Origin of the sequence: Streptomyces coeruleorubidus (genome assembly GCF_008705135.1) — a bacterium.
GTDB classification, from domain to species: Bacteria; Actinomycetota; Actinomycetes; order Streptomycetales; family Streptomycetaceae; genus Streptomyces; species Streptomyces coeruleofuscus.
Genome location: NZ_CP023694.1, coordinates 1,649,899 through 1,666,317, shown reverse-complemented (window position 1 = coordinate 1,666,317; position 16,419 = coordinate 1,649,899). Strand labels below are relative to the sequence as shown.

Below are 16,419 nucleotides of genomic sequence, written 5' to 3'. Positions count from 1 at the left end.
CCCGCATGTGCCTCAGGCGAGTGAGAGCGTCACGCGGCCCGTATCGGATGCATTCGGCTAGCCTTTCCCCGCGGTGGGGCACGGGAAACCACTCTTAGGGTGATTATCACTCGGCGTGGCGAGTGTGGCGATCGTTGACGCACCCCTGGTGACTGCCTACCGTCGAGAAGGCAGGTCAAGGACGGAGGTCGGCGTGAGAAGCAGCGGCGACGGTACGGCTGGGGGCGGCCCCGAGCGCAGTCTCAGGGCGAGCGGTCCGTATCCTCCCCCGGGCTCACGGCTCCGCCCGAGCGGGGGGTGTCCCCAGCCCGGCGGCGTGGCTGATCACGCTCCGCAGCGACCGACGGCCGTGCCGAGCAGCGGAGGGACGACGTCCATGGCGTCCGAGCAGATCGGCTATCGCGGGCCCACGGCCTGCGCGGCCGCCGGCATCACCTACCGGCAGCTGGACTACTGGGCCCGCACGGGCCTCGTCGAGCCGAGCGTGCGTCCCGCCTACGGGTCGGGGACGCAGCGGCTGTACAGCTTCCGGGACGTCGTCGTCCTGAAGATCGTCAAGCGGTTCCTCGACACCGGTGTGTCGCTTCAGAACATCCGCACGGCCGTCCAGCATCTCCGAGAACGCGGTTTCAGCGACCTCGAACGGATGACGCTGATGAGCGACGGGGCGACGGTCTACGAGTGCACCTCGCCGGACGAGGTCCACGCCCTGCTCCAAGGGGGCCAGGGCGTCTTCGGGATCGCCGTGGGCGTGGTGTGGCGGGATGTCGAGAGCGCGCTGTCCCAGCTGCACGGGGAGCGGATCGACACCGGCGAGACGCTGGTCGGGCCCAACCCGGCGGACGAGCTGGCGCGGCGGCGGAACCGGGCCGTCTGAGCCGTCCGGCAGTGCGGCGCCCCCGCGGCTGTTGCGTGCGGGGCGTTTCCGCGCCGGACTGAAAGCGGTTTCCCCAGAGGCGTCGGGGCGGTTGTCCGGGCGTTGTCAGTGGCGTAGGGCAGCATCGGAGATGTGAGAACCGCGCCCACGATCCTGCATCTCGACATGGATGCCTTCTTCGCCTCGGTGGAGCAGGCGTCCAAGCCGAGTCTGCGCGGGAAGGCCGTCGTCGTGGGCGGGCTGGGGCCGCGGGGCGTCGTGGCCACGGCGTCGTACGAAGCCAGGGTGTTCGGCGTGCATTCGGCGATGCCGATGGGGCAGGCCAGGCGGCTCGCGCCCAACGCCGCGTATCTCGTCCCGCGCTTCGGGTTCTACAAGGCGATCAGCGAGCGGGTGATGGAGCTGCTGCGGGCGTTGTCGCCGCTGGTGGAGCCGCTGAGCCTGGACGAGGCGTTCGTGGACCTGGAGGCCGGGGGAGCGGCCTGGGACGAGCAGTCGGCGCGGCTGGTCGGGGCGCGGCTGCGCGCGGACATACGGGCCGTCACCGGGCTCACGGGGTCGGTCGGGCTCGCCGCCTCCAAGATGCTGGCGAAGATCGCATCAGAGCAGGCCAAGCCCGACGGACTGGTGGTGATCGAGCCGGGGACCGAGCGGGCGATGCTCGGACCGATGTCGGTGCGGACACTGCCGGGGGTCGGGCCGGCGACGGGCGACCATCTGCGCCGGGCGGGGATCACCACGATCGAGGAGATCGTCGAGGCGGGCGAGGACGAGCTGGTCCGGCTGCTGGGAAAGTCACACGGGCACGGCCTCTACGCCATGGCGCTCGCGCGGGACGACCGGCCCGTGGTGGCGGAGCGGGAGGCGAAGTCGGTGTCGGTCGAGGACACCTACGACGTGGACATCCACGACCGGGTGCGGGTCGGTCTCGAGGTACAGCGGCTCGCCGACCGGTGCGTGCGGCGGCTGCGCGGGGCCGGCCTGTCCGGGCGGACCATCGTGCTGAAGGTGCGGCGGTACGACTTCTCGACGCTCACCCGGTCCGAGACGCTGCGCGGGCCGACGGACGATCCCGCGGTGATCCGCGAGGCGGCGGCCCGGTTGCTCGATTCGGTCGACACGACGGGCGGTGTGCGGCTGCTCGGGGTGGGCGTCAGCGGGCTCGCCGACTACACGCAGGAGGACCTCTTCGCGCAGGCGGCGGGGGAGCGGGCGGAAGTGCGGGGGCCGGTCGAGGAGCCTGCCGTGGTGCCGGCCGAGGAGCAGCCGGCGCTCGCCGAGCGGCGGTGGCCCGCCGGGCACGACGTACGGCACGCCGCGTTCGGGCACGGGTGGGTGCAGGGCAGCGGTCTGGGGCGCGTCACCGTGCGGTTCGAGACGCCCGGCTCGGAGCCTGGGCGGGTGCGCACCTTCCGGGTCGACGATCCGGATCTGGAGCCGGCGGATCCGTTGCCGCTGGTTTTATCGAGACCGGAGGGCAGCCGCGGGCCGGAAGGCGGGTCCGGAGCTGTGGGGCTGCGGTCCGCTGCCCCGTAGACGGCCAGGCGGCCAGGCGGCTGGGCTGGAGGGCTTGGCTCAGGCCGGCTCGTCCGTGCCTGCCAGTTTGCCGAAGTCGTGGTCCGCGAGCGGGCGAGGTGCGGCGACGTCCAGGCCGTAGTGGTGGTAGAGCTGGAGTTCCTGCTCCGGGGAGAGGTGGCGGCCCACGCCGAAGTCGGGGGCGTCCTTGATCAGGGCGCGGTCGAAGGGCACGTGAAGGGCGCCGTCGATCAGCTCGCTCGGCTCGAGTGGGACGAAAGCGTCCCGGCTGAACAGGCCGGTCCGTATGGCCGCCCACTCCGGTTCGCCGGTGGCGTCGTCGAGGTAGACCTCGTCGATCGTGCCGATCCTGGTGCCGTTGCGGTCGAACGCCTTGCGGCCGATCAGGTTGCGCGGATCGATATCGGTTCGCACGGGCCCTCCACGTGGTCGCAACTCATCCGTAAGCACTACAAAACGGCACAATCGGGGAGGCGGCCACTCGAAGGTTCGTGCGTTGACCGCGCTGGTACGCTGGCAGCGGCTGCTGACCCCGCGCGGGAGAGTCCTCCAGACACCATCGGAGGCGCCGAAGGAGCAAATCCTCCCCGGAATCTCTCAGGCTCACGTACCGCACGGACGAGGTCACTCTGGAAAGCAGGGCGGGTGTCGACGGCTTCCGCTCTCACCGACGGTGAAAGCCGGAGGCCTTCGGGCGATCCGGTGAAGCTCTCAGGTCGAGATGACAGAGGGGGAGGCCGTTCGGGTACCCGTGCCGTGGTGCCCCTCGAAGGTCGTGTCGACCAGGAGGCCTCCGTAATGACCGCCCACCGCATTCCGCTCTCCGAGCTCGAAGAGGCAGTTCCCTTCGAGCAGCGCCACATCGGCCCCGACCACGAGGCCCGCGCCAAGATGCTCGCGCAGGTCGGCTACGGCTCGCTGGACGAGCTCACGGCCGCAGCGGTCCCGGCCGTGATCAAGAGCGCCGAGGCGCTGGACCTGCCGGGCGCCCGCAGTGAGGCCGAGGTGATCGCCGAGCTGCGCTCCCTCGCCGACCGCAACCAGGTCCTCGACTCCATGATCGGGATCGGGTACTACGGCACGTTCACGCCGCCGGTCATCATGCGCAACGTCATGGAGAACCCGGCCTGGTACACGGCCTACACGCCGTACCAGCCGGAGATCTCGCAGGGACGACTCGAGGCGCTGCTCAACTTCCAGACCATGGTCGCCGACCTCACCGGACTGCCGACCTCCGGTGCCTCGCTGCTCGACGAGGGCACCGCGGCCGCCGAGGCCATGGCGTTGTCGCGGCGGCTCGGCAAGAACAAGAAGGGCCTGTTCCTGGTCGACGCGGACGCGCTGCCGCAGACCATCGCCGTGATCCAGACCCGGGCCGAGCCGGCCGGCGTCGAGGTCGTCGTCGCGGACCTCGGCGAGGGCATCCCCGCCGGGATCGCCGAGCGCGAGATCAACGGCGTGCTGATCCAGTACCCGGGCGCCTCCGGAGCCGTACGGGACATCAAGCCGGTCATCGACCAGGCGCACGAGCTCGGGGCGCTCATCACCGTCGCCGCCGATCTGCTCGCACTGACGCTGCTGAAGTCGCCCGGTGAACTCGGCGCGGACATCGCCGTCGGGACGACGCAGCGCTTCGGGGTGCCGATGGGCTTCGGCGGGCCGCACGCCGGCTACATGGCGGTCAAGGAGAAGATGGCGCGCAGCCTGCCCGGGCGGCTCGTCGGCGTGTCCGTGGACGCCGACGGGAACAGGGCGTACCGGCTGGCGCTCCAGACGCGTGAGCAGCACATCCGCCGTGAGAAGGCCACCAGCAACATCTGCACCGCCCAGGTGCTGCTCGCCGTCATGGCCGGCATGTACGCCGTCTACCACGGGCCGGAGGGCCTGAAGGGCATCGCGCGGCGCACCCACCGGTACGCCTCGGTCCTCGCCGCCGGGCTCGCGAACGGCGGGGTGGAGGTCGTGCACGGCTCCTACTTCGACACGCTGACCGTGCGGGTCGAGGGCCGGGCCGCCGACGTCGTGGCCGCCGCGCGGGAGAACGGGGTCAACCTCCGCCTCGTCGACGCCGACCACGTCTCGATCGCCTGCGACGAGACCACCACGCGGAACCAGCTGCGTGCCGTATGGGCCGCCTTCGGGGTCGACGGTGTCATCGAGGCGCTGGACGCGGCCACCGAGGACGGGCTTCCGGACGCTCTGCTGCGGACCGACGAGTACCTGACGCACCCCGTCTTCCACCAGCACCGCTCCGAGACGGCCATGCTGCGCTACCTGCGCCGGCTGGCCGACCGCGACTACGCGCTCGACCGGGGCATGATCCCGCTGGGCTCCTGCACCATGAAGCTCAACGCGACCACGGAGATGGAGCCGGTCACCTGGCCCGAGTTCGGGCAGCTGCACCCGTTCGCGCCCGCCGAGCAGGCCGGGGGCTACCTCACGCTCATCCACGAGCTGGAGGACCGTCTCGCCGAGGTCACCGGGTACGACAAGGTGTCCCTCCAGCCGAACGCCGGGTCGCAGGGTGAGCTGGCCGGTCTGCTCGCCGTACGCGGGTACCACCGGGCCAACGGGGACGAGCAGCGCACGGTGTGCCTGATCCCGTCGTCCGCGCACGGGACCAACGCCGCCAGCGCGGTGATGGCGGGCATGAAGGTCGTCGTCGTGAAGACCGCCGAGGACGGCGAGATCGACGTCGAGGACCTGCGCGCGAAGATCGAGCAGTACCGCGACGAGCTGTCGGTGCTGATGATCACCTACCCGTCCACCCACGGTGTGTTCGAGGAGCACGTCGCCGACATCTGCGCGCAGGTGCACGAGGCGGGCGGGCAGGTCTACGTCGACGGGGCCAACCTCAACGCGCTCGTGGGGCTCGCCAAGCCGGGGCACTTCGGCGGTGACGTCTCGCACCTGAACCTGCACAAGACCTTCTGCATCCCGCACGGCGGCGGCGGTCCGGGCGTCGGTCCGGTGGCGGTGCGTGAGCACCTCGCGCCGTACCTGCCCAACCACCCGCTCCAGCCCGAGGCGGGCCCGGAGACCGGTGTGGGTCCCATCTCGGCGGCGCCGTGGGGTTCCGCCGGCATCCTGCCGATCTCCTGGGCGTACGTCCGGCTCATGGGCGGTGAGGGGCTGAAGCGGGCGACGCAGGTCGCGGTGCTCAGCGCCAACTACATCGCCAAGCGGCTGGAGCCGCACTACCCGGTGCTCTACACCGGTCCCGGCGGGCTCGTCGCGCACGAGTGCATCATCGACCTGCGGCCGCTGACCAAGGCGACCGGTGTGAGCGTCGACGACGTCGCCAAGCGGCTGATCGACTACGGCTTCCACGCGCCGACGATGTCGTTCCCGGTGGCCGGGACGCTGATGATCGAGCCGACCGAGTCGGAGGACCTGGCCGAGCTGGACCGGTTCTGCGAGGCGATGATCGCCATCCGCGCGGAGATCGAGAAGGTCGGCTCCGGAGCGTGGCCCGCGGACGACAACCCGCTGCGGGGCGCCCCGCACACCGCCGGGACGCTCGCCGGGGAGTGGGGGCACGCCTACAGCCGTGAGGAGGCCGTCTTCCCGGCCGGGGTCTCGGTCGCCGACAAGTACTGGCCGCCGGTGCGCCGGATCGACCAGGCCTTCGGTGACCGGAACCTGGTCTGCTCCTGCCCGCCGCTGGACGCGTACGAGGACTGACCGGCCGGATCGGTCGCAGGGGAGGGGCTCCGCGGTGCGGGGCCCCTCCCGTCATTCGGCGGCGAGGGACACCTCGGTCGACTTGATCAGGGCGACGACGGGGGTTCCGGCCGACAGGGCGAGGTCGTCGGCGGCGTCCCTGGTGATCGCGGCGGTCAGTTCGCCGCCCTCGACGGTGATGCGGACGGACGCCATGGCGTCGCCGGTCGCGATGTCCGTGACCGTGCCGGGGAGCCGGTTGCGGATGGACAGGCCCTCGACGGGGGCGGTGGCCAGCGAGACCTCCGTCGACTTCACCAGGGCGCGCACGGCGGTGCCCGGCGCGAGACCGAGGTCGTCCGCCGCCTCGCGAGTGATCGCCGCGGTGAGGACCTGGCCGCCGGTGAGGCGGACCCTGACCGTCGCCATGACCTCGCCCGGCGTGACGGCGGTGACGGTGCCGGGGAGCTGGTTGCGGATGCTCAGGCTCATGGGGGCACGGTAGCCCGGCGAGTGCCTTATGCCGGGTATGCGTGTGTTTGCGTCGCCTTGACCGTCGCCCAGACCGGGGCGCCGGGATGCAGGTCGAGTTCGGCCGCGGCGACCGTGGTGAGGTCGGCGGTCAGGGGGAGTTCGCCGGTGAGGTCCGCGCGTATCTGGTCGCCGTGCGTCTCCAGTCCGGCGACCTCGCAGCGCCAGAGGTTGCGGGCGCTGGAGCCCGTGGGGCGGTCGCGGTACAGCGTCACCGCCCCGGGCGGGAACGCCACGAAGGCCGGGCCGGAGAGCTCTTCCGTGGTCGTGATGGCCGGGCCCGCGTCGAGCCGGACGGTGTGGCCCTCGGCCCGTCCCCGGTAGAGGTTGAGGCCGACGAGCCGGGCGATGTAGTCCGTACGGGGATGGCGGGCGATGTGGGAGGGCGTGCCCTCCTGGACGACGTGGCCGTGCTCGACGACGACCAGGCGGTCGGCCAGCACCATGGCGTCCAGCGGATCGTGTGTGACGAGGACGGCCACGGCCTCGAACTCGGAGAGGTGGCGCCGGAGCTGGGCACGCACCTCCAGACGGGTGCGGGCGTCGAGCGCGGCGAGGGGTTCGTCCAGGAGCAGCAGCCGGGGCCCGGTGGCCAGGGCCCGGGCCACGGCCACGCGCTGGGCCTGACCACCGGAGAGGCGGCGGGGCTTGGCGCCGGCGTGGTCGGCCAGGCCCATACGGTCCAGCCATACGGCGGCCTGGACACGGGCCTCGGCCTTGTTCGCGCCCCGGCAGCGTGGGCCGAAGGCGACGTTGTCCAGGGCGGTCAGATGAGGGAAGAGCAGGTAGTCCTGGAAGACGACGCCGACGGGGCGGGACTCGGGCGGCATGGCGTCCAGCCGGGTGCCGTCCAGCCGTAGATGACCCGACGTGAGGGGCGTGAGCCCCGCGAGTGCGCGCAGGGCCGTCGTCTTGCCGGCGCCGTTCGGGCCGAGCAGGGCGACGACCTCCCCGGGGGCGGCGGTGAGTGCGAGGTCCAGGCGGAAGGTGGCGCGGTCGACGACGAGATGGGCGTCGAGGCCCTCGGTGAGGACGCTGGTCGTGATGCCGTCGAGGTCGGTCATGAGGGTTCGTCCAGGGGTCAGGAGGCCGTCATCCAGCGGTCTCGCAGCGCTGCCAGCACGGCGATGGACACCGCCAGCAGTACCAGGCTGAGGGCGATCGCCGCTGCCGGGTCGTTCTGGAGGGCCAGGTAGACCGCCAGGGGCATGGTCTGGGTCCGGCCCGGGAAGTTGCCCGCGAAGGTGATCGTCGCGCCGAACTCGCCGAGGGCCCGGGCCCAGGCCAGTACGGCACCGGCCGCGATGCCGGGTGCGATCAGCGGCAGGGTGACCCGGCGGAACGCGGTGAAGCGGGAGGCGCCCAGGGTGGTGGCCGCCTCCTCGTAGCGCGGGTCGGCGGCGCGCAGGGTGCCCTCCACGCTGATGACGAGGAACGGCATCGCCACGAACGTCTCGGCGAGGACGACACCCGTCGTGGTGAAGGGCAGGGTGATCCCGAACCAGGAGTCGAGCCACTGCCCGATGACGCCGTTGCGCCCGAAGGCGAGCAGCAGGGCCACGCCGCCCACGACCGGCGGCAGCACCAACGGCAGGGTCACCAGGGCCCGTACGAAGCCCCGGCCGGGGAACCACGTGCGGGCCAGCAGCCAGGCCAGGGGCACGCCGACGACGAGGCTCAGCACCGTCGCCGCCGTGGCGCACAGGAGCGACAGCCGGAGTGCTTCCCACACCTCGGCGCTCGTCAGCTGCTCGGGGAGGCTGCGCCAGGGCGCCCGTACCAGCAGGGCGATCAGGGGCAGGAGCAGGAACGCCAGGCCGACCAGGGCGGGCACCAGCAGGGGGATCGGCGCCGTCCGGGTCCGACCGCGGTGGCGATCGCGGTGGCGATCGCGGCGGGGTCGGCTCTCCAGGGTGTCGGTCACGGCTTGAGGAACCCGGCCCGGGACAGCACCTTCTGGCCCTCCGCGGACCTCACCAGTGCCATGAACGCCTTCGCCGCCTTGGGGTTGGGGGCGTTCTTGAGCAGGGCGATCGGATAGTCGTTGACGGCCTCGGCCGACTCGGGGAAGTCCACGCCGTCCACCTTGTCACCCGCCGCCCGCACGTCGGTCTTGTAGACGACGGCGGCGTCGGCCTCCTTCAGCTCCACCTTGGTCAGGGCGCTCTTGACGTCCTGTTCGTACGAGACGGGGGTGAGCTTCAGACCGCCGGCGTCCAGCGCCTTCCGGGCCGCGGTACCGCACGGCACGCTCTCGTCGCACAGGACGACCTTCAGGCCGGGCTTGGTGAGGTCCTTCAGGGAGGAGATCCGGTCGGGGTTGCCCGGCAGCGTGGCGATCTCCAGCTGATTGCGGACGAACGTGGCCGGCGTGCCCGCCGCGTCCTGCTTGTCCGTCACGATCGCCATGGTCTTGGTGCTGGCGGCGGCGAAGACATCGGCCGGGGCGCCGCCGGTGATGCTGGCGGCGAGGGTGTCGCTGCCGCCGAAATTGAAGGTGACCTTCGTGCCCGGGTGTTCCTTCTCGAACTGCTTGCCCAGGGTCTTGAAGCTCTCCTCCAGGGAGGCCGCGGCGAAGACGGTGACCGTGCCGGACGGTTTCGCCGAGGAGGAGCCCGCGCCCGTGCCCGGGCCGGACGAGGAACAGGCGCTCAGAGCCAGCAGCGCGGCCCCGGACGCGCCGGCGACCTGGAGGATCCGGCGCGTCCGGTGCGCGGAACGGGTCATCTTGGGGCCACTCCCTCTGTGGGCGGGTGGACGAGCCCACAGGGCTCCTCCGGTACGCCGATCATACTGACGCATCTGCGAGGCGGAAGTCTGCTGTGGCATCGCATGAGCCAGGGTGAGGGGACCCCTGGGTTTGTATGTGCGCTCCTACGTCCTTCAGGCCCGGTCGATGTGGACGTTCGTCGACTTCACGCGGGCCGTCGCCTCCATGCCGACCTCCAGGCCCAGTTCCTCGACGGCCTCGCGGGTGAGCAGGGAGACCAGGCGGTGCGGGCCGGCCTGGATCTCCACCTGGGCGGCGACGTCGCCGAGCTTGATCGCGGTGACGATGCCGGGGAAGGCGTTGCGGGCCGAGGTGTACGGGGTGTCCTCCTCGGCGGTGCCCGACCTTGCGAGTTCGACCGAGAACGCGGCCAGGTCCCGTCCGTCGACGAGCCGCCGTCCGGCCTCGTCGCGATGGGTGGTGATGCGGCCCGCGTCCGCCCAGCGCCGGGCGGTGTCCGGGCTCACGCCGAGCAGTCGTGCTGCCTGGCCGATCGTGTAGGACTGCATGCCGGTCACGATAGGGGCGCGGGACGGGAACGGCGGATGCGGGGTTGGCCGTTGGGTATAACGCGATATAGCGTTAGTCGTCGAGCGGGTGGGCCGTGTGCCGCGCCCGGGGAGAATCGGGGAGATGCGATGGCGGGGGACCTCTCGCGTACCGGCGGAGCGCTTGAGATGAGGGCTTCGCACGCGGACCGGGACCGGATCGTGGACGTGCTGCGCGTCGCCGCGGGTGAGGGCCGGCTGACCTTGGAGGAGCTCGACGAGCGGCTGGAGGCCGCGCTGTCCGCCCGTACGGTGGGCGAGCTCGCCGTGCTGACCGTGGATCTGCCCGAGGTGGTGGGCGAGACTCCCGAGGCCCTGGAGGTCGTCCGGATCGAGCAGGAGGGGTCCTCGACCCGGCGGGGTGACGGCTGGGTGGTGCCGCGGTGCCTGGAGATCCGGTCGGCCTGGGGCGAGGTGACGCTCGACTTCACCGACGCTGTGATCACGCGGGACGCGCTGCGCATCGACCTGGACATGCGGGCCGGCGCCCTGAAGCTGCTGACCCGGCCGGGGGTCGTGGTGGACACCGGCGCGCTGGTGACGAACTACTCCCAGATCAAGGCGCGTGGGGCGGCCGACGCCCCGGTCGTGCTGCGCGTGCGGATCACCGGCGAGATCAACTACGGGCAGATCGTGGTCCGTCCGCCCCGGAGGGGCTTCGGCCGGCGCAGACCGACGGCCTGACTCAGCCCACGTGCACCTTCGGCCGTCGCTTGCGGTCCGGTTCCGCCTCGCGCAGGACCTCGCGGGTCACGGGGGCGACCTCGCCCTGGCCGAACAGGAAGAAGCGCAGGAGGTTGGCGAAGGGGCCGCCTTCGGTCCACTCGAAGTAGATGTGCGGGGTGCGGCCGGTCTGGTCGCGGACGTACAGGAGGAGCGCGGCGAGGGCGTTGGGGACGGAGGCGGACTCCAGGGTCAGGACGCGGTAGCGGCCGTGGAGCACCTCGCCGCGTACGGTCAGGCCCGCCTCGAACTCGGACGGGTCGGTGACCGTCACCTCGACGAAGACGAAGTCCTCCTGTCCGGGCACGTCGTTGTCGTGCCGGATCTGCTCGATCTTGTCGCGGTACTCCGCCATGTCGCGCCGGTCGGGCTCGTTGGCGATGAACCGCATCCTGCGGCTGGCCATGTCCCGGACGAAGCGTTCCGCCATGGGGTCGAGCGTCACGCTGGTCACGCGGAGCTCGAAGGACCGGGCCAGCCGTGACAGCAGGGAGACCAGGATGATGCCGGCGATGAAGCAGGCGCCGATCTTCACGCCGTCCGGGCGCTCGATGACGTTCGCCACGGTCGTGTAGAGGAACACCGCGGAGATGACCGCGAAGGCGATGGTCCAGTTCCGCTGCCGGGCCTTGCGGGCGGCGATGGTCACCGCGATCGCGGCGGAGCTGATGAGGACCAGCACACCGGTGGCGTAGGCGCCGCCCTGCGCGTTGACATCGGCGTCGAAGATCCAGGTGACGAGGAAGGCGATCAGGGTGAAGACGATGACCATGGGGCGGACGGCCCTGGCCCAGTGCGGGGCCATGCCGTACCGGGGCAGATAGCGCGGCATGAGATTGAGCAGACCGGCCATCGCAGAGGCGCCGGCGAACCACAGGATGGCGATCGTCGAGACGTCGTAGACGGTGCCGAAGGTGTTGCCCAGGTAGTCGTGCGCCAGATAGGCCAGCGCGCGTCCGTTGGCCTGGCCGCCCGCCTCGAACTCCTTCTCGGGGATGAGGAGGGTCGTGATGAAGCTGGTGGTGATCAGAAAGCCGCTCATGATGAGGGCGGCCGTGGTGAGCAGCTTCTTCGTGTCGCGGATGCGGCCGGTCGGCCGTTCCTCCGTGTCGTCCGGGTCGCCCTTGACGTGCGGCATCACGGCCACGCCGGTCTCGAACCCGGACAGTCCGAGCGCCAGCTTCGGGAAGACGAGCAGGGCCACGCCGATCATGACGAAGACATTGCCGTGCTGGGTGGTGAGGGCGCCGGCCCAGTCGGTGACCACATGGCCCGCGGTGACCACGTGGTAGAGGCCGACGGCCACCACGACCACGTTGAGCGCGAGGTAGGCGCCCACCAGAGCGACCGCGACGCCGATCGCCTCCAGGAAGCCCTTGAGGAACACCGCGCCGAGCAGCGCCACGAGGACGAGTGTGATCAGCAGCTGCTTGTCGTGCAGGACACCGGTCAGATGCGGGTTCTCCACGAGGTGGGTGGAGGCGTCGGCGGCCGACAGGGTGATGGTGATCAGGAAGTCGGTGGCGGCGAAGCCCAGCAGGGTCAGCACGAACAGCTTGCCCTGCCAGAAGGAGAGCAGCCGCTCCAGCATCGCGATCGAGCCCTCGCCGTGCGGGCTCTCCTCGGCCACCCGGCGGTAGACGGGCAGGGCGCCCGCCAGGGTGACGATCACCAGCACGATCGTCGCGATCGGTGAGAGCAGTCCGGCGGCGAGAGCCGCGATGCCCGGCTGGTAGCCGAGGGTGGAGAAGTAGTCGACGCCGGTCAAGCACATCACCCGCCACCAGGGCTGACCTTTGTGCGGGGGCTCCGGTTCGGCATGGGGGCCGGTGTGGCCGCCGCCCTTGCCCATGTCCGACAGGCCCTGAAGCATCCAGGCGCGCAGGCGACTGGGTGGAGCGGGCTCCGTACGGCTCGGAGGCGAGTGCTCGGTGGTGGCCATCGACGTGCTCCCGATGTGCGGTTCAGCGTGGTTCCGGCCATCACTGGACGGCCGCATCAGCGTAAGCGGAGCGTGATGCGGTGGCCTGTGGATGAGGGTGCTGAGCGCGTCAAACTTCCGTTAAGACTGGCGCAGGGGGGCGGTGGAAGGGAGACGTGGTGTGTCAAAGCGCGAGTTGAGAGTGCGTTGGCCGGTCGCGGAGTCGCACCTTGCCCGCGTGCGGGGAACGGTCGGGCACGATCGCGAGCCGGACACCCTGCGTGATCGTGCATGCGTCGGCAACGGGGCACTGGCCTTCATGCAGTACGGCTTCGTAATGTTCGCAAGGTGATCCGAATGTTTCGTCCCCTTCGTCGGGCGGTGCCTGTCACGGCGTTACCGGTCCGCAGGCGTCGCCGGAGGTGCGGCCTTCGACTGGTCCGAGTACGCCCCCGCCTCCGCCTGACCGCTCCTTCCGGAAGGGGCGGAAACCCATTGCTCGGCCGAGTGTCCCCCAAGACCCGTGCGCCGACGGCAGATTCACCGTGTACAAGGGGTTGCCACCGTTTGGCGGCTGTCTCTAGGGTGCGGCATCAACGAATCTTTTCTGGATCTGTTCCGAAACTTTCGATCCAGTGGGCGGACGCGGGAGCGCCGTCCCGTACCCAAGGAGCGCATGATGGGCGACCCGGCACTGTCCCGCCGCGGCTTCCTGGCGGCCTCCGCCGCGGCCGGTCTCGGAATGACGACACTGAGCGCATGCGGCGGGGACTCGGACGGAGGGTCGTCGGGGACGACCACGATCGAATGGTGGAACATCTCCACCACCGAACCGGCAAAGACCGTCTGGGCCGCCCTCGCCCGGAAGTTCGAAGCCCAGAACCCCAAAGTCAAGATAAAGATCGTCCAAATGGAGAACGAAGCCTTCAAGTCGAAGATGACGGCCCTGACGTCCTCCGGGAAGCTGCCCGACATCTTCCACACCTGGGGCGGCGGCGTACTCAAGCAGCAGGTCGACGCCGGACTCGTCGAGGACCTCACGGACAGCACCAAGCCGTGGGGCGACGCCCTGCTCCCGGTCGCCAGGGAGCCGTACCTGATCGACGACAAGGTCTACGGCATCCCGTTCGACATCGGCATGATCGGCTTCTGGTACAACAAGGCGCTCTTCGACCAGGCCGGCATCTCCGAGCCCCCGACCACCTGGAGCGGCTTCCTCGACGCCGTGCGCAAGCTGAAGGCCGAGAACATCACTCCCCTCGCCCTGGCCGGCAAGGAGAAGTGGCCGGGCATGTACTACTGGGCCTACCTGGCGATGCGCACCGCGGGCGCCGAGGCGTTGCAGAAGGCCTACGAAGCCAAGGACTTCACCGGCGCCCCCTTCGTCGAGGCGGGGCGGCACCTCGAGGAGCTCGTCGCGCTCCAGCCGTTCCAGAAGGGCTTCCTGGGCGCCGCCTACTCCACGCCCACCGGGCAGGCCGCAGCCGTCGGCAACGGCAAGGCGGCAATGGAACTCATGGGCCAGTGGGCGCCCGTGGTGCAGGCCGACGCGGGCAAGGGCCTCGGCAAGGACCTCGGGTTCTTCCCGTTCCCCGCGGTCGAGGGCGGCAAGGGCGCCATCACCGAGGTGTTCGGCGGAGGCGGCGGGCACGCCCTGCGCCGGGGCGCCCCGCAGGCGGCCGTCGACTTCCTGAAGTTCTTCGCGTCCGAGGCCACCGACCTGGAACTGGTCAAGAAGACCGGCGTCCTGCCCGTGGTCCCGGCGGCCGAGAGCGCCATCGCCGACCCCAACATCAAGGCCGTCCAGGAGCAGTTGAAGAAGGCAACCGGCTTCCAGCTCTACCTCGACCAGGCGTACGCGCCCGCCGTCGGCCAGGAGATCAACGACAGCGTCGCCGCGCTCATCGCCGGATCGAAGTCGCCCGGGCAGGTCGCCCAGTCGATCACGAAGACCGTGAAGGAAGAGCAGTAACCGGCGATGACCTCCACCTACCTGCCGGACAAACGGACCGGCCGCGACGCCGGCCCGCCGCCCCCGGCCAAGGACCGGGCCCGGAGCCGGGCCCGGCGGCGGACGCTGAACTGGCTGACCGCGGCCGGCTTCCAACTGCCCGCCCTGGTGCTGTTCATGGGGCTCGTGCTGCTGCCGATGCTGTTCGCGCTGTACGCCGCGTTCTTCCGCTGGGGCGGCTTCGGCATGCCCTCCGACTACATCGGCGGCGAGAACTTCACGCGGCTCTTCCAGGACGAGGTCTTCCTGGGCGACCTGTGGCGCTGCCTGGTCCTGGTGGTCCTGTCGCTCGTCGTCCAACTGCCGTTCGCGCTCGCCATGGCCGTCCTGCTCAACCAGCGGATGCGCGGCCGGGCGGTCTACCGGATGCTGTTCTTCGCTCCGTACGTCCTGTCCGAGGCCATCACCGGAATCCTCTTCGGCATGATCTTCGCCCCGGACGACGGCTTCGCGGACCAGGTCCTCGGCAAGGTCGGACTGGACGGGCTGGGCGGGGAGTGGTTCGCCGATCCGTCCACCGTCATGGCGACCCTGTTCCTCGTCATGACCTGGAAGTACTTCGGCTTCCACATGATGCTGTACCTGGCCGGGCTCCAGGCCGTCCCGAGGGAGCTCACGGAGGCGGCCCTGATCGACGGGGCTGGACCCTGGCAGCGCTTCCGCAACGTGACGCTGCCGCTGCTCGCGCCCACCCTGCGCATCAGCGTCTTCCTGTCGGTCATCGGTGCCATCCAGCTCTTCGACCTGGTGTGGGTGACCACCGCGGGCGGACCGGACCACCACTCCGAGACCATGGCCGTGACCATGTTCCAGTACGGGTTCAAGCGCTACCAGGTCGGCTACGCCAGCGCGATCAGCGTGGTCATGTTCGGCATCAGTCTCGTCTTCGCCCTCGCCTACCAGCGGTTCGTGCTCCGGCGCGACCTGGAGGGGGCCACCACGACCATGCGGGGAGACGGAAAGTGACGCACAGTCGGACATCCCGCAGGGGCCGGAATCTCCCTCTGCACCTCGTCCTGGTCCTCGTCGGCGCGGTCATGGCCGTCCCCCTGATCTACGCCGCGCTCTCCGGTTTCAAGTCCACCGACGAGCTCTCCCGCAACCCGGTCGGTCTGCCCGAGTCGTGGGTGACCTCCAACTACGCCCAGATCCTCGGCTCGGGGGACTTCTGGCGGCTGATCGGCAACAGCACGCTGATCGCGGTGGGCACGACCGTCCTGGTCGTCGCGGTCTCCGCGCTGTCGGCCTTCTCCTTCGCGCGGTTCGCCTTCCGCGGCCGGGAAGTGCTGTTCACGCTGTTCACGATGGGGCTGATGTTCCCGTTCGCCGTGGCGGCCCTGCCGCTGTTCCTGCTGCTGCGCTCCCTGGGCCTGCTGGACAACCCGCTCGGCGTGATCCTCCCGCAGGCCGCCTTCGGACTGCCGATGACCATCATCATCCTGCGCGGCTTCTTCCGGCAGATCCCCGGGGAACTGGAGGAGGCGGCGACGCTCGACGGGTGCAGCTCGTTCGGCTTCTTCTGGCGGGTGCTGCTGCCCATGGCGCGGCCCGCGCTCGGCACCGTGTCCGTGCTGGCCGTCGTCGCCAGCTGGAACAACTTCTTCCTGCCGCTGCTGGTGTTCACCGAGGCGCAGTGGTGGACGCTGCCGATCGGCGTGCAGCAGTTCCAGGGGCAGTACTCCGCGGAGTACGCCAAGGTCTTCGCCTATCTGGTGCTGGCCATGGTCCCCGCCCTCGCCTTCTACTCGGTCGCCGAGCGTCAGCTCGTCGGCGGCCTCACCGCCGGCGCGACGAAGGGCTGACGCGCGCCGCGGACGTACGGCTCACCCACCCATCGAT

Annotated in this window: 13 protein-coding genes, 1 pseudogene and 1 riboswitch; of the genes and pseudogenes, 7 read left to right on the top strand and 7 right to left on the bottom strand. The window is 70.5% G+C overall.

The window, feature by feature from the left end; translation table 11 throughout:
• Positions 1-193: 193 nt before the first annotated feature.
• Positions 194-877 (top strand): MerR family transcriptional regulator, encoded by a 684-nt coding sequence (locus CP976_RS07805; RefSeq protein ID WP_190146971.1) that lies wholly within the window; start codon positions 194-196, stop codon positions 875-877.
• Positions 878-1,009: 132 nt separating this feature from the next.
• Positions 1,010-2,534 (top strand): annotated as a pseudogene (locus CP976_RS07800) (DNA polymerase IV).
• On the opposite strand, the gene CP976_RS07795 reads toward CP976_RS07800, so the two are convergent.
• Positions 2,453-2,827: a PRC-barrel domain-containing protein gene (locus CP976_RS07795; protein WP_190146972.1), complete on the bottom strand. Its 375-nt coding sequence runs from the start codon at positions 2,825-2,827 to the stop codon at positions 2,453-2,455. The pseudogene CP976_RS07800 and the gene CP976_RS07795 sit on opposite strands and share 82 nt — an antisense overlap.
• Positions 2,828-2,940: 113 nt before the next feature.
• Positions 2,941-3,036: riboswitch (glycine riboswitch) on the top strand.
• 175 nt (positions 3,037-3,211) lie between these two features.
• Here CP976_RS07795 and gcvP point away from each other — a divergent pair.
• Positions 3,212-6,097, top strand: a complete 2,886-nt coding sequence (gcvP, locus tag CP976_RS07790; protein WP_150479681.1) for an aminomethyl-transferring glycine dehydrogenase — start codon at positions 3,212-3,214, stop codon at positions 6,095-6,097.
• A 51-nt stretch (positions 6,098-6,148) separates the two neighbouring features.
• On the opposite strand, the gene CP976_RS07785 is transcribed toward gcvP, so the two are convergent.
• From CP976_RS07785 to CP976_RS07765, 5 genes are all read right to left on the bottom strand, one after another.
• A complete protein-coding gene (locus CP976_RS07785; protein WP_150479680.1) occupies positions 6,149-6,568 on the bottom strand; it encodes a TOBE domain-containing protein in 420 nt (139 codons plus the stop codon).
• Between the two features lie 26 nt (positions 6,569-6,594).
• Positions 6,595-7,671, bottom strand: coding sequence for an ABC transporter ATP-binding protein (locus tag CP976_RS07780; protein WP_150479679.1), 1,077 nt, complete (start codon positions 7,669-7,671; stop codon positions 6,595-6,597).
• Positions 7,672-7,688: 17 nt separating this feature from the next.
• Positions 7,689-8,531, bottom strand: a complete 843-nt coding sequence (modB, locus tag CP976_RS07775; RefSeq protein ID WP_373304894.1) for a molybdate ABC transporter permease subunit — start codon at positions 8,529-8,531, stop codon at positions 7,689-7,691.
• Positions 8,528-9,334 (bottom strand): molybdate ABC transporter substrate-binding protein, encoded by an 807-nt coding sequence (modA, locus tag CP976_RS07770; RefSeq protein WP_150479678.1) that lies wholly within the window; start codon positions 9,332-9,334, stop codon positions 8,528-8,530. The genes modB and modA overlap by 4 nt, the downstream gene beginning before the upstream one ends.
• 156 nt (positions 9,335-9,490) lie before the next feature.
• Positions 9,491-9,886 carry a TOBE domain-containing protein gene (locus CP976_RS07765; protein WP_150479677.1) on the bottom strand — a complete coding sequence of 132 codons (396 nt, stop codon included), beginning with the start codon at positions 9,884-9,886 and terminating at the stop codon, positions 9,491-9,493.
• Between the two features lie 129 nt (positions 9,887-10,015).
• Between CP976_RS07765 and CP976_RS07760 the strand changes: the two genes are divergently transcribed.
• The gene (locus tag CP976_RS07760; RefSeq protein ID WP_150479676.1) at positions 10,016-10,609 is read left to right on the top strand and encodes a DUF1707 SHOCT-like domain-containing protein; all 594 of its coding nucleotides are present in this window, start codon (positions 10,016-10,018) and stop codon (positions 10,607-10,609) included.
• 1 nt (position 10,610) lies between these two features.
• On the opposite strand, the gene CP976_RS07755 is transcribed toward CP976_RS07760, so the two are convergent.
• The gene (locus CP976_RS07755; RefSeq protein ID WP_150479675.1) at positions 10,611-12,590 is read right to left on the bottom strand and encodes an APC family permease; all 1,980 of its coding nucleotides are present in this window, start codon (positions 12,588-12,590) and stop codon (positions 10,611-10,613) included.
• Between the two features lie 658 nt (positions 12,591-13,248).
• On the opposite strand from CP976_RS07755, the gene CP976_RS07750 reads away from it, so the two are divergent.
• From CP976_RS07750 to CP976_RS07740, 3 genes are all read left to right on the top strand, one after another.
• Positions 13,249-14,541 carry an extracellular solute-binding protein gene (locus tag CP976_RS07750; RefSeq protein ID WP_150479674.1) on the top strand — a complete coding sequence of 431 codons (1,293 nt, stop codon included), beginning with the start codon at positions 13,249-13,251 and terminating at the stop codon, positions 14,539-14,541.
• 6 nt (positions 14,542-14,547) lie between these two features.
• Entirely contained in the window at positions 14,548-15,546 is a 999-nt protein-coding gene (locus CP976_RS07745) for a carbohydrate ABC transporter permease (RefSeq protein ID WP_150479673.1), read from the top strand.
• Between the two features lie 71 nt (positions 15,547-15,617).
• Complete coding sequence (locus CP976_RS07740; RefSeq protein WP_229876094.1) at positions 15,618-16,382, top strand: carbohydrate ABC transporter permease; 765 nt, start codon at positions 15,618-15,620, stop codon at positions 16,380-16,382.
• Positions 16,383-16,419 lie beyond the last annotated feature (37 nt).